We start from the raw sequence: 13,445 nt of genomic DNA on the forward strand, positions 1-13,445 counted from the left end.
CGACACGGCCGCAGGCCGACACGGCCGCAGGCCGACACGGCCGCAGGCCGACACGGCCGCAGGCCCGGGCACCGGCGGCTTCGCCGCCCGGTACCCGGGCCTGGGGCCGCGCGCCAGCGCAAGCGCAAGCACACTGTGGCCGGCGCCGAGCGCGTAGCGGTACCGCTTACGCTGGGGCGCATGCCCGTGTCCCGCAGCAGGAAGCCGAAGAACAGCAAGCAGCGGCCCGGGCCGGCCAAGCCCGCGCCGGCCAGGCGCCCCGCTCCGGTGCGGTTCGGCGTGGTCGCACTGGCCGCGCTGCTGGTGTGTGCGCTGGTCGTCGGGGCCGTCTCCGCCCTCGGCGGAGGCGGCGGTGGCGGGAGCCCCACGGCGCAGGAGACGCCGACCGCGCCCCAGGGGAATCCGGCCGAGGCGTTGGAGCGGCGGGTCGCCGACGACCCGTACGCGCTCGGCGATGTCGACGCGCCCGTCGTGATGCTGCAGTACACGGACTTCCAGAGCGCCTTCGACGGGGTCCACGCCCGCGACACCCACGACAGCATCGTCCAGGAGTACGTCGACTCCGGCGTGCTCCGCATCGAGTTCCGGCAGTTCCCGATCAACGGCCCCGAGTCGGACGCCGCCGCGCGGGCCTCGTGGGCGGCGGGGCAGCAGGGCAGGTTCTGGGAGTTCTACGAGGTCGCCCTCGGCGAGGAGTTCCACCAGAACGACGGCCGGTTCGCCGAGGACCGGTTGCCCGAGCTTGCCCAGCAAGCCGGCGTCGAGGACGTCGACCGGTTCCTGGCCGACATGGAGTCCGAGGCGGCGACCGAGGCGATGACCCAGGACACCAACGAGGCGCTGAGCCTGGGCGTGAGCGCCACCCCGGCGTTCCTCGTCAACGGGCAGCCGTTGCAGGGGGCGCAGCCGCTCGACGAGTTCCGCGCCGCGATCGACGCGGCGGCGGAGGCCGCCTCCCAGGATTGACAACCGGATTGACAACGGATTGACAACCGGATTGAGAACCGGATTGACGATCAATTCCGCACACGCAGCGGAACCTTTCGGTCACTCATCCGTGCAACTCCCGCCGCTAATCAGGGGAATCCAGGTGATTGCCATCAATCCCGGTCGTATGGCCGGTTGGCCCCACGGCGAGGTTTAGCGTCCTGGGCCATGGCCCAGCATCGCAGGAGACTCTGGCGGCCGTCCGCCGCCTCCGTGTACCGAAAACCCATCCGCACCGCCGCCACCACCCTCACGCTCGCGGGCGCGGCCAGCGCGCTCGGCGGGGTGGCGTTGGCCGACCCGCAGCCGTCCACGGCCGAGGTGCGGGATCGGGTGGACGCGCTGCACCACGAGGCCGAGGTCGCCACCGAGGAGTTCAACGCGGCCACCGAGGCGGCCGCCGCCGCGCGGCGCGAGCTCGACCGCCTCACCGAGGAGGCGGCGCGCCGCACCGACGAGCTCAACCGCGCCAGGGACGCCCTGGGTTCGCAGGCCAGCGCCGAGTACCGGGCCGCCGGCCTGCCGGCCTCCGTGCAGCTCGCGCTCTCCAGTGACCCCGACGAGTTCCTCGGCCGCGCCGCCCAGCTCGACCGCAGCGGCGACCGGCAGGCGCGGGCGCTGCTCGGCGTCCAGGACCGGCTGCGCGACGTGGAGCGGCTGCGCGCCGAGGCCGAGGAGCAGGCCACCGCGCTCGAGGAGGCGGAGCGCGCGGCGCGCGACCAGCGCGAGCGCGTGGAGTCGCGGCTGGCCGAGGCCGAGCGGCTGCTCGCCACGCTCAGCGCGGGCGAGCGCGCCGCCGCGCTGGCCGAGGAGCGGTCCGCCGCCCCGCGCGCGGCCGGCGACGCGGCCGCCGCCCTGCCGGCCGCGCCAGGCCGGCGCGCCGCGCAGGCCGTCGCGTTCGCCTACGCGCAGCTCGGCAAGCCGTACGGCTGGGGCGCGACCGGGCCCGACGCGTACGACTGCTCGGGCCTCACCCAGGCCGCCTGGCGCGCCGCCGGCGTCTCGCTGCCGCGCACCAGCTACAGCCAGGCCGACGCCGGCACCCGCGTCTCGCGCGACGCGCTGCGCCCGGGTGACCTGGTCTTCTACTACCCAGGGCTGAGCCACGTCGGGATGTACGTCGGCGACGGGCAGATCGTCCACGCCTCACGCCCCGGCGCCCCGGTGCGCCTGGCCCCGGTCGACTCGATGCCGCTGGTGGCCGCCGTCCGGCCGGGCTGAGCCGGGCCACGTCCCGCCGGGCGGGTGCGGTAGGGCGGGTGCGGTAGGGCACAATCCTTCTCACCGTACTCACCATCAACGAACTCACCATTCAACCGGGGCAGCGGCGCCACGGCACCGCGCGCACGGCAGGGGGCAGGGAACACAGTGGCCGTCGAGGCGTCCCGCGGCAGCGCCGCACCGGCGACCCCGCACGCGAGCGACTGCACGTGCGGCGACTGCCCGGTGGGCGCCGGCCCCGGGTACCGGCGTGCGGTGGAGGCGTTCCGGCGCCGCAGGGACGACCTGGCCTCCGGCACCGGGATACCCGAGGCCGTGGCGTACTCGCCGGAGGCCACCAGGCAGTGGATATCGGACGAGTTGACGCGCTCGGCCCGTGAGGTCTCGGAGCGCGCCCAGCTCGCCGGCTCGGTCTGGCTCGCGCGGACGGCGGTGCGCAGCGTCGCGGTGATCTGCTCGTCGGTGGTCGCGCTGCTCCTCGGCCAGGCGCTGACGGCGGTGGGCACCGGCTGGACGCTGTCGCGGACGGCGGGCCTGCTCGCGGCGGTGCTGCTCGCGGTCCCGCTGGCGTCGACGGCCTGGCTGCACCGGGCCAGGGGCGGGGTGCTCGCCCCGCTGGTCGGTGAGGACAACCGCCTGTCGACGTCGCGCGCGGTGTCCGCGGCCTGGCTGCTGCTCGCCGGGTACGCGGTGCTTGTGCTGGCGGTCACGTTGGCCGGCACCGGCGACGCCGAGCGGCGCGCGGCGCTGCTCGACGGTTTCGACGTGGCGCACGGCGGCGGCCTGTTGACGGCCGTCGCGCTGTCCTGCGCCGTGACGGTGTGGGTGCGGCACACGGTGGCCACCCGGGTGCGCGGCTTCCGGATGCAGAAGGTGCGGGCGGCGCGGCCACGGGCCACCGACCTGCTGACGGACGACGGCCGCCGCGGCAGCTTCCCTGACGCGCAGTACGTGCTCGTGAACGCGGCGGCGCTGGCGCTGGCGGCGACCCGTCTCGCCCGCCACCCGGACGAGCTGCCCGACCTGCCGTGGGCGGTAGCGCTGCTGGTCGCGGTGTCGGCGCTGACCTACGTGGCGGCGAAGTACACCGAGGGCGGGCGGCCGGTGATCCAGTCGATCGTGCGGGTGCGGGAGCCGGGCGAGCTGCACGCGCCGATCAGGCACGGGGACGAACTCGAGATCCGCGGCAGCGGCTTCGTGCCGGCCGGGGCCGAGTCGGCCGACCGGCTGGCGGAGACGGTGGTGCGGATCGGCGGCGTGCACGTGCCGGTGCCGCTGGTGCCGGTGGCGGGCGGGTTCAGCTGCCCGTCCGACACCCGGCTGACGGTGCCGGTGCCGGCCGAGGTGGACGCGGGCCGGGTGGACGTGCGGGTGATCACCGCCGCCGGCACCGAGTCCGGCGCGTACACGATCAGCGTGTCTGACTGACGAACTCGGGCTCCGGCGCCGTCTCGGCCGGCGCCTCGGCGTCGCGCCGCCGGCGCCGTGAGTGGCGCACCATGAGCGTGCCGACCGCGACCGCGGCGGCGACGAGCAGCACGACGCCTGGCAGGGCGAGCAGCACCGGCAGCGGCAGCGACTCGTCGTCGCCGAGCGCCCGCTCCAGATGGGCGACGGCCACCAGCAGCAGCCCGATGCCGAGCAGGAGGCGGGCCGGTTCGAAGCGGTGCCGGTCGATCACGGGGTGGCCTCCTCGGTGGTTTCGGTCGGCCCGGTGGTTCCAGTCGGCCCGGTGGTTTCAGTCGGCCCGGTGGTTTCAGTCGGCCCGGTGGTTTCAGTCGGCACCGCCATGCGCCGGACGGTCGCGTGGCCCACGCCGAGCTCCAGGTCGAGCTCGATGGTGCCGCCGGCCTCGAAGCCGGGCGCTGGCCCGTAGGTGTGGCTGCCGTTCACGTCGATGCCGCCGTCGAAGTCCTCGACCCGGACGGGCGGTCCATCGTCGTCGGGGATGGTCCGGTAGGTGAAGGCGCCCACGGTGACGTCGGCGCGCACCTCCACCGTGACGTCGGCCGGCACAAGCACCGTGATCTGGCCGGCGCCGGCCTCGACCCGGGTGCTGAGGCGCTCCCCGGCGGGCACCTCGAGGGCCGTCAGGTCGAGGCGGGCGTCGGCGCTGCCCACCACGTAGTCGGGGCGCAGCCGGTCGGCCGAGGTCACCCGCCAGGTCGGGGTGGTGACGCTGGTGGTGATGTTGTCCGGCAGCACCGAGGCGGCGCCGAGCAGCACGCTGGTGACGATGACCGCGGCGACCGTGCCGGCGCCGAGCCGGCCGCGAAAGGCGCTGAAGACCATCCCGAGGCCGAGGACCGCGAGGGCGCAGGCGAGGCCGACGGACAGGGCGGCGCCGAGCGGTTCGCTGCTCCAGGCGAGCGCGGTGCCCGACGCGCAGGCGACGAGGGCGAGCAGCAGCACCAGCGCGCTGAACGGCCACTCGCGCCGCCTGGCCGGCGGCCGTTCGACCGGCGGCCAGCCCTCCTGGGGCGGGCGGGCGCCGGGGCCCTGGCTCGGCTGGTAGTCGCCCGGCTTGGCGTCGGCCGGGCCCCACAGGTAGCCGGAGGGCTGCGCGGCCGTCCCCTGCCACCAGGAGGGGCCGAGCGGCGAGGGGGGCGCCTGCGCCTCGGGCGGCGCCTCGGCGACCACCTCGGCGACGCCGCGCGGGCTCGTGGCGACGGCCTGCTCGCCGCGCCGCCTCGACCAGGAGGCGGTGCCGGCCAGGGCGCCGAAGATCAGCACGGAGAACCAGGCGACGCCGCCACCGTCGCCGAGGGTGGTGAGCAGCAGCCCGCAGCCGGCGACGATGAACAGCAGGGCGGTGAGCCCGGGCCCCTCGACGCGTCCGGACAGCAGCCGGCGGCCCTCGTTCTCGTCCTCCCGCTCGAACGGGATCAGCAGCCAGGCGAGTCCGTAGGCGACGAGGCCGACGCCGCCGACGACCGAGAGCAGGGCGACGGGCACCCGGAAGACCACCGGGTCGAGGTTGAAGTACCGGCCGAGGCCGCCGCAGACGCCGCCGACGACCTTGTGGCGGCGGCTGCGTGCCAGGCGCTCCTCCGGCGGCGCCGGCGGCGCCACCACGTGCTCTGTCATGCCCACCATGGTGGCGGGCCAGGAGCCGTGACGGAATCCGGGGCGCCCCCGAGGGTCCCCTGAACGCCCTGGGGGAATCGTGCGGGTACACCCTGATGCCAGGCGGGCCCCCGGCATGTGACGATCGGTGGCATGACCCCCGCACCACCGTCGGCGCCCCCCAAGGCGCCGCCCGCAGCACGGTCGGCCGCCCCCGGTCCCGCCCGCGGCCCTGGTCTCGGGCCCGGGCCCGAGGAGCAGCCCCTGCGCAAGCTGTACCGCAGCGTGGACGGCCGTTGGCTCGGCGGCGTCGCGCGCGGCCTGGCCGGGCACGTGGGGCTGCCGGTGTCCTGGGTGCGGCTCGCGTTCTTCGTGCTGGCCATGGCGAACGGTCTCGGCGTGGTGCTCTACGGTCTGTTCTGGTTCGTGGTGCCGCTCGGCGTGCCGGAGCGGCCGGCGGCGGCCCCCGAGCCCGTGATCCGCCGGGGCCTGGCCAGGCTGCACCGCCCGCACCGCCCGGAGAAGCGGCAGCTGGCCGCGTTCCTGATGATGGTGTGCGCGCTCTCGGTGCTCGGCGTCAACATCCGGGTGCCGATCTCGGCCGGCTACCTGTGGCCGCTGCTGGTGATCGGCACCGGCGCCGCCGTGGTGTGGCGGCAGGCGGACAACGCGCGCCGGGCGCGCTGGGCCGAGGCGACCAAGCGCAGCCGCTGGCTGCCGCTGGTGCGCAGCGCGGCCGGCGCGGCGCTGGTGATCGGCGGCGTCGCGGGCTTCGTGGTGGGGCAGAGCCCGGAGTCGGCGGAGAGCCTGAGCCTGGTGGCGCAGGCCTCGGTGGCGGTGGTGGTGGGCATCGCGCTGCTGGTCGGCCCCTACCTGGTGCGGGTGGTGCAGGAGCTGTCCGAGGAGCGGACGATGCGGATCAGGGCGCAGGAGCGGGCCGAGGTCGCCGCGCACGTGCACGACTCGGTGCTGCACACCCTCACGCTGATCCAGCGCAACGCCGAGAACGCCCGCGAGGTGGCCAGGCTGGCGCGGGCCCAGGAGCGGGAGCTGCGGGCCTGGCTCTACAAGTCGGCGGAACCGCCGAGCGAGGAGCCCGACGACGAGCCGCGCACCCTCGCCGAGGCGGTCCGCGCCACCGTCGCGGAGGTCGAGGACCACCACGGGGTGCCGATCGAGGTGGTGTGCGTGGGCGACTGCCCGGTGGACGAACCGCTGGGGGCACTGCTCCAGGCGGCCCGTGAGGCGATGGTGAACGCGGCCAAGTACGGTGGCGACGGCGGCCCGGTGCGGGTCTTCGCCGAGGTGGAGGGGCGCACGGTCTTCGTGTCGGTCCGCGACCGTGGACCCGGCTTCGACCCGGAGGCGGTGCCGGCGGACCGGATGGGCGTGCGCGAGTCCATCATCGGCCGGATGCGGCGTCACGGCGGCTCGGCCCGGGTGCGGTCGACGCCGGGCGAGGGCACGGAGGTAGAGCTGACGATGGAGCGAACGGAATGACTGTGGACAGGCACGCCCGAGTGGTCCTGGTCGACGACCACCGGATGTTCCGCGCCGGGGTGCGGGCCGAGATCGGCGAGACCGCGGAGACCGGCGTCGAGGTGGTGGGCGAGGCCGGCGACGCCGACCAGGCGGCCACCGTCATCAAGGCCGCCCGCCCCGACGTGGTCCTGCTCGACGTGCACCTGCCGGGCGGCGGCGGGGTCGAGGTGCTGCGCCGCTGCGCCTCCCTGACGTCGGCCGCCGACCGTCCGATCCGCTTCCTCGCGCTGTCGGTCTCCGACGCCGCCGAGGACGTGATCGGCGTGATCCGCGGCGGCGCCCGCGGCTATGTCACCAAGACCATCACGGGCGCCGACCTGATCGACGCGATCTTCCGCGTCTCGGACGGCGACGCCGTGTTCTCCCCGCGCCTGGCCGGCTTCGTCCTCGACGCCTTCGCCTCCTCGGACGCCGCCCCCGTCGACGAGGACCTGGACCGCCTCACCCAGCGCGAACGCGAGGTGCTGCGCCTGATCGCCCGCGGCTACGCGTACAAGGAGGTCGGCAAGGAGCTGTTCATCTCGGTGAAGACGGTCGAGAGCCACGTCTCGGCGGTCCTCCGCAAGCTCCAGCTCTCCAACCGCCACGAACTCACCCGCTGGGCCACCGCCCGCCGCCTCGTCTAGCCTCGCCTCCCGTGCGAACCGGGGCTAGGTCGTCCGGGGCGTCGCTCGTGGTTGGTCGGGGAGGGCGGCGAGGCTGAGCCGGTACCGGTTGAGGAGGAGAGTGGCCGTCACCGCCAGGCCGAGCAGCAGTCCGAGCCAGATGCCGGTGAGTTCGAGCCCGGTGCCGTAGGCGAGCAGGCAGACGACGGGCAGGCCGACGAGCCAGTAGCCGACGAGGGTGTGGCGCAGGCCGCTCCTGGTGTCGTCGAGGCCGCGCAGCAGTCCGATGCCGATGTTCTGGGCGCAGTCGAAGAACTGGAGCACGGCGGCCACCAGGAGCAGGTTCCGCGCGATGGAGAACGCGTCGTCCCCGCCCGCGTCGGCGGCCGTGGTGTCCAGGAAGGGCGCGAGCACCAGGGTCGGCGCGGTCACGTAGACCACCGCGACCAGGGTCATCACCGCGCCCGCGGTCGCCAGCGCCGCGTCCCGCACCCGGGCCGCGCCGCGCGGCCGGCCGAGTGCGATCTCGCGGCTGACGTGGATGGAGGAGGCGTGCGAGAGCCCCACCGCGACCTGGAACACGATGTAGATCAGCTGGTTGACGGCGGTGTGGGCGGCGAGTGCCGCGCTGCCGAAGGAACCGGCGAGCAGGGCCGTGAGGGAGAAGAACCCGGCCTCCGAGCCGTAGGTGACCGCGACCGGTAGGCCGAGGGCGCAGAGGCGGCGCAGCGTGGCCCGGTCCGCCCGGAGGACGTCCAGGGCGAGCAGCGGTGCCAGCTCGGGGTCCCGCCGGGCGGAGAGGTACAGGGCGGCTGCCGTGAGCAGGTGGACCAGGCTGGTGGCCAGGCCGACGCCGGCGAGTCCCAGCGCCGGCACCGGTCCTGGGCCGTGGATCAGGAGCACGTTGAGGGCGGCGTTGACGACGATGGAGGCCAGGGTGATGCGCAGCAGGGCCTGTGGGCTCCGCATGCCGACGGTGAACTGACGGATCGCCTGGAACCACAGGCAGGGGACGAGGCCGGGGGCCAGTGCGAGGAGCATGCGGCGGGTGTCGGCCACCACCTCGGCGTCCTGCCCGAGTTGGTCGAGGAACTGGCCGATCAGCACCATGAGGCCGGCGCCGACCAGGCCGGCGGCGGTGGCGAGCGCCAGGCTGGCTCGGACGATCCGCCGGATCTCCGCCGCGCCCCGATCGCCGCCGTCCTCCCCGCCCTCGGCCCTGGCGGCCGCGGCGGCTATCTGGTTGCCGACCGCGGTGATCAGGCCCACGCCCATGGTCCGCACCTGGTTGAAGATCACCAGGGCGAGGCCGCCGGCGGCCAGCTCGCCGGTGCCGACCATGCCGAGCATCACGGTGTCCGTGGTGCTCAGGGCGACCTGGGCGAGTTGGGTGAGGGTCAGCGGGACCGCGAGGGTGGCGAGGGACTTACTGTCCTCCACGAGGAGGGCAAGACGGGAGATAGGCGCCTTTGTCACGCGCTCCACTGAACCATGTGTATCCACCACCCGGATGACCTGCTTAGGATAGGCAAGCCTTACCGAAGGGCGATCACGGTGCGACGGTGCCGCCACCACGGCGGCACGGGTGAAAGGAACAGCGGATGCTCGGCAGGCGAGAGTTGTTGGGCGCGGGCGGCGGAGTCGCCACCGCCATTCTGCTGGCCGGCTGCGCCGGCGACGCGAACGACGACGCCACGGACGCCGCCCCCGCCGGCGGCGAGCCGCAGCGGGGCGGGATCCTACGGGTCGGCGCGCTCGGCCGAGCCTCGGCCATCACCCGCGACCCGCACGGCACCCAGGGCAACGAGAGCGACTACCTCATCCTCGCCCTCGTCTACGACACCCTCACCGCACCCGGCGCGATCCACAACACCGTCCCCCGCCTCGCGTCCGACTGGACATCCTCCGAGGACCTGCGGACCTGGCGCTTCACCATCGCCGAGGGCGCCACGTTCCACGACGGCACCCCGGTCACCGCCGACGACGTCGTCTGGTCGCTGCGCAGGCTGCGCGACACCCCGGCCGGCGCCGCCCGACTGCCCGGAATCGCGTCCGAGAACATCACTGCGGACGACGAGCGTACGGTCGCCCTGGTCTCCGACTACCCCAACGCCGAACTGCCGCTGCTCACCCGCCTGACCACCTTCGTGCTCAAGAAGGACACCCCGGATGACCAGATAGCCTCGGCGCCCGGCACCGGTCCCTTCCGGCTCGACTGGTTCCGGGACGGCAACGCCCGGCTGCTGCGCAACGACGACTGGTACGGCGGCGAGGTCTACCTCGACTCGATCGAGGTCACCATGTTCGAAACCGCGCAGGCCATGACCAACGCCCTGCTCGCCGGCCAGATCGACCTGGCCTCCAACGCCGGCCCCGTCGCCGCCCGCACCGCCGAGTCCCGCCAGGACATCCGGGTGATCCGCCGCCCCGACGACATGGCGATGCCGGTGGTGATGCGCACCGCGGACGGCCCCTTCGCCGACCCGCGGGTGCGCGAGGCCCTCAAGCTGGTCGTGGACCGCGAGGCCATGGTGGAGCAGGTGCTCTCCGGCTACGGCAGCGTGGCCAACGACATCCTCGGCACCGCCGACCCGAACTACGCCTCCGACATCCCACAGCGCGTCCGCGACCTCGACCGGGCCAGGGAACTCCTCGCCGAGAGCGGCTTCGACCTCTCCCGCACCTACCAGCTCGTCACCACCGAGGACATCGCCGGCCTCTCCGAGGCGGCCACCCTCTTCGCCAACCAGGCGAGGGAGGCGGACCTCAGGATCGAGGTGGTCACCGAGGAGTCCGGCGCCTTCTACGAGAACACCTGGCTCCAGGGAGACCTCTACATGACCTACTGGGGCACCAACGACTCCGTCCTCTTCTACGCCTCCAAGACCATGATCACCGGATCGGGGCAGAACGAGAGCGGCTGGTCGGACGAGGAGTTCGACGCGGCGTACTACCGGGTCATGGAGACCGCGGACGAGGCCGACCGCGCGGCCGCCCTGCACGACCTCCAGGAGATCGAGCACGCGCGTTCCGGCTACCTGCTGTGGGGCATGGCCGACGGCATCGACCTCGCCACGGACAAGGTGAACGCCCTTCCCGAGCTGCCCGGCTACGGCCGGGTCCAGCTCGAGGGCGTGTGGCTGTCGCGTTGAGCGACGCCGCCACGGCGACCGACCGGACCACGGCCGGGGCCGGCCAGGTCCGGCGCCGCACCCTGGCCGGTCCGCTTCGATGGCTGCTCCTGGCGCCGCGCCGGGCGGCGATCCTGCTGCTCCTGCTGGTCGCCGTCTTCCTCGCCGTCGACCTGCTGCCCGGCGACGCGGCGACGGCCACCGGCGAACGCGGCGAGGCCGCCGAGGAACGACGCCGGCTGCTCGGCCTCGACCAGCCCGTGTGGCAGCGGCTCTGGGAATGGCTGAGCGGCCTGCCCCGTGGCGACCTCGGCACCTCGGCCCGCGGCGAACCGGTGACCGACCTGCTCGCCACGCCCTTCCCCAACACCCTGCTGCTCAGCGGCCTCACGCTCGGCCTGACCGTGCTGGTCGCCCTGACGCTCGGCTGCCGCGCCGCCCTGCGCCGCGGCGGCCCCCTCGACCGCGCCGTGAGCCTCACCAGCACCGTGGCCATCGCACTGCCCGAGTTCGTCATCTCCGTGGGCCTGCTGCTCACCCTCTCGCTGTGGACCGGCTGGCTGCCCGCCACCACGATGACCGGTGCCGACGGCTCCATCACCTCGTGGAACATGCTGCTCATGCCGGTGCTGGCGCTGGCCATCCCGCAGATCGGCTGGAACGCCCGCATCGTGCGCGCCGCCCTCACCGACCAGGCCGCCCTGCCGCACGTCGAGGCGGCCCACCTCGACGGCCTCCCGTCGGCCAGGGTGCTGCTGCGGCACGCGCTGCCCGGCGCCCTGCCCACCATCGCCGCCGGCCTCGCCACCTCCACCGGCATGCTCCTCGGCGGCGCCGTGGTCGTGGAGTCGCTGTTCAACTACCCGGGCGTCGGCACCGTGCTCAGCGGCGCCATCGCCGACCGCGACACGCCGGTCATCGTCGGCGCCGTGGCCTGCACCGGCGCCGCCGTCACCCTCGTGCTCCTCATCGCCGACCTCATCCGCGCCAGGACCCTGGGAGGTCGACCGTGACGGCCGCGCCCGCGACGCCTCCCCACCGCCCGGCCGGCCGTCGAGCACTCATCCTGGCCACGCCCGCCCTCGTCCTCGGCCTGCTCACGATCTGCGGGCCCTGGTTGGCCCCCGAGTCGGAGGACACGCCCGTCACCGCCCCCTACGCCGAACCCGGCGGCGCGGCCGCGCTCGGCGGCGACCTGCTCGGCCGGGACGTGCTGAGCAGGGTGCTGCACGGCGGCGGAGAGCTCATCGGCAGCGCCCTCGTCATCGCGCTCGCCGTCACCCTGCTGGCCACCCTGATCGGCTGCGTCGCCACCCTCCGCCCCCGGCTCGGCCGCGCCATCGAACGCGCCACCGACTTCGCCATCCTCCTCCCGCCCCTGCTCGGCGTGATGCTGCTCGCGCTCGCCTGGCCCGGCGGCGGACGCACCGCCGTGATCGTCGCCGCCGTGCTGCTCGGCACCCCCTACGCCAGCCGGATCGTCGCCGGCGCCGCCGCGCCCCTCGCCACCACCGGCTTCGTCGAGTCGGGCACCGCCAACGGCGAGAGCCTTCTCCACCTCGCGTTCCGGGAGATCCTGCCCAACCTGCGGTCCACCGTGATCACCCTCTTCGGCCTCCGGTTCGTCGAGGGCGTCTACATCGCCTCCATGGCCGGCTTCCTCCAACTCGGCCCCCAACCACCGGCCGCCGACTGGGCGCTGATGGTCAAGGAGAACGCCCCCGGCATCCTCCTCAACCCCTGGGCCGTGATCGCGCCGAGCATCGCCATCAGCGTCCTGGCCGTCAGCGTCAACCTCGCCAGCGCCGCCCTGGCCCGCCACCACCCCCTGAGCGAACGGACCGTCACCGCATGACAGGACCCGACATCGCCGTCGACGTCACGGACCTGACCATCGGCACCCCGAACACGGGGCCCCTGCTGTCCGACGTCACCCTCCGCGTGGCGCGCGGCGGGGTCACGGCACTCACCGGCGCCTCGGGCAGCGGCAAGACCACCCTGCTGCGGGCCCTGATCGGCGCCCTGCCGCCCGGCGGCCGGATCGACTCCGGAAGCGTGCGGGTGCTCGGCGACGACGTGCACGCCCTCGCCCAGGACCGGCTGCGGGCGTTGCGCAGGCACCGGGTCGGCTTCGTCGGACAGGACCCGGGGTCCGCGCTCAACCCGCGCATGCGGGTCGGCCGGCTGATCGCCGAACTCCTCCCCGCCGGACGACCGGAGACGCCGCGCGACCTGTTGGCGGAGTGCCGGCTCACCGACGTCGAGGGCATCGAGAACCGCCGGGTCGTCGAGCTCTCCGGTGGCCAGCAGCGGCGCGTCGCCCTGGCCAGGGCGCTGGCCAGGGACCCCGAGGTGCTGCTGCTCGACGAACCAACCGCCGGGCTCGACACGGACCTCCGCGACGGGATCGGCGCGCTGCTGCGCCGGCTGGCCGACGAGCGAGGACTGACCGTCCTGCTCGCCAGCCACGACCCGGCCCTGGTTCGCCGCTGGGCCGACGACGCGGTGGAGTTGGCGAGGCCCACGCTCACCCCCGCCGTCGCCGGCACGGTCGGCGCATCGGTGCCGGCACCGCGGCCGTCGCCGGCAGGCGACGGGCGGCTGGTCGCCAGCGGCGTCTCGTTCCGCTTCCCGGCGCGTGGCCGATCCGCCGGCCGACCCGCCCTCGATGCCGTCGACTTCACGGCACGGGCTGGCTCAACCACCGCGCTGATCGGCCCCTCGGGCTCCGGCAAGACCACCCTGCTGCGCGTGTTGGCCGGCATCCAACCCGGCGACGCCGGCCGCCTCACCCTGGACGGCCAGGAACTGGCCGGCACCGCCCGCCGCCGCACCCCCGAGCAGCGCCGGCGCGTTCAACTCGTCCCCCAGAACCCGCTCGGCGCCCTCAACC

Annotated in this window: 12 protein-coding genes; 9 read left to right on the top strand and 3 right to left on the bottom strand. The window is 74.5% G+C overall.

All coding sequences use genetic code 11. The features are described from left to right. The first annotated feature begins 180 nt into the window (after nt 1-180). From E1265_RS22945 to E1265_RS22955, 3 genes are all read left to right on the top strand, one after another. Nucleotides 181-966 (top strand): thioredoxin domain-containing protein, encoded by a 786-nt coding sequence (locus E1265_RS22945; RefSeq protein WP_132932870.1) that lies wholly within the window; start codon nt 181-183, stop codon nt 964-966. Nucleotides 967-1,200: 234 nt separating this feature from the next. Beyond that, on the top strand, nt 1,201-2,208 hold the full coding sequence (locus E1265_RS22950; RefSeq protein WP_243741029.1) for a C40 family peptidase: 1,008 nt from the start codon (nt 1,201-1,203) through the stop codon (nt 2,206-2,208). Between the two features lie 147 nt (nt 2,209-2,355). Then, complete coding sequence (locus E1265_RS22955; protein ID WP_132932874.1) at nt 2,356-3,636, top strand: hypothetical protein; 1,281 nt, start codon at nt 2,356-2,358, stop codon at nt 3,634-3,636. Here E1265_RS22955 and E1265_RS22960 read toward each other — a convergent pair. Further along, nucleotides 3,620-3,889 (bottom strand): hypothetical protein, encoded by a 270-nt coding sequence (locus tag E1265_RS22960; RefSeq protein ID WP_132932876.1) that lies wholly within the window; start codon nt 3,887-3,889, stop codon nt 3,620-3,622. The two genes, E1265_RS22955 and E1265_RS22960, sit on opposite strands and share 17 nt — an antisense overlap. Continuing rightward, entirely contained in the window at nt 3,886-5,295 is a 1,410-nt protein-coding gene (locus E1265_RS22965; RefSeq protein WP_165953845.1) for a PspC domain-containing protein, read from the bottom strand. Before E1265_RS22965 ends, E1265_RS22960 begins: the two co-directional genes overlap by 4 nt. Before the next feature lie 132 nt (nt 5,296-5,427). Between E1265_RS22965 and E1265_RS22970 the strand changes: the two genes are divergently transcribed. Both E1265_RS22970 and E1265_RS22975 read left to right on the top strand, forming a co-directional pair. Continuing rightward, nucleotides 5,428-6,774 carry an ATP-binding protein gene (locus E1265_RS22970; protein ID WP_132932880.1) on the top strand — a complete coding sequence of 449 codons (1,347 nt, stop codon included), beginning with the start codon at nt 5,428-5,430 and terminating at the stop codon, nt 6,772-6,774. Continuing rightward, on the top strand, nt 6,771-7,442 hold the full coding sequence (locus E1265_RS22975; RefSeq protein ID WP_132932882.1) for a response regulator transcription factor: 672 nt from the start codon (nt 6,771-6,773) through the stop codon (nt 7,440-7,442). The genes E1265_RS22970 and E1265_RS22975 overlap by 4 nt, the downstream gene beginning before the upstream one ends. Nucleotides 7,443-7,466: 24 nt before the next feature. Here E1265_RS22975 and E1265_RS22980 read toward each other — a convergent pair whose 3' ends face one another. Then, nucleotides 7,467-8,897 (bottom strand): MATE family efflux transporter, encoded by a 1,431-nt coding sequence (locus tag E1265_RS22980; RefSeq protein ID WP_132932884.1) that lies wholly within the window; start codon nt 8,895-8,897, stop codon nt 7,467-7,469. 125 nt (nt 8,898-9,022) lie between these two features. Between E1265_RS22980 and E1265_RS22985 the strand changes: the two genes are divergently transcribed. The 4 genes from E1265_RS22985 to E1265_RS23000 all read left to right on the top strand — a co-directional run. After that, on the top strand, nt 9,023-10,573 hold the full coding sequence (locus tag E1265_RS22985) for an ABC transporter substrate-binding protein (protein WP_132932886.1): 1,551 nt from the start codon (nt 9,023-9,025) through the stop codon (nt 10,571-10,573). Beyond that, the gene (locus E1265_RS22990; protein ID WP_347877236.1) at nt 10,558-11,565 is read left to right on the top strand and encodes an ABC transporter permease; all 1,008 of its coding nucleotides are present in this window, start codon (nt 10,558-10,560) and stop codon (nt 11,563-11,565) included. Before E1265_RS22985 ends, E1265_RS22990 begins: the two co-directional genes overlap by 16 nt. Beyond that, on the top strand, nt 11,562-12,407 hold the full coding sequence (locus tag E1265_RS22995; protein ID WP_132932888.1) for an ABC transporter permease subunit: 846 nt from the start codon (nt 11,562-11,564) through the stop codon (nt 12,405-12,407). The genes E1265_RS22990 and E1265_RS22995 overlap by 4 nt, the downstream gene beginning before the upstream one ends. Next, nucleotides 12,404-13,445 (top strand): ATP-binding cassette domain-containing protein (locus E1265_RS23000; RefSeq protein ID WP_132932890.1); only part of this gene is annotated, 1,042 nt, incomplete at its 3' end. The genes E1265_RS22995 and E1265_RS23000, both read left to right, overlap by 4 nt.

It is taken from the genome of Streptomyces sp. 8K308 (assembly GCF_004348315.1).
In the GTDB taxonomy this organism is placed as follows: Bacteria; Actinomycetota; Actinomycetes; order Streptomycetales; family Streptomycetaceae; genus Streptomyces.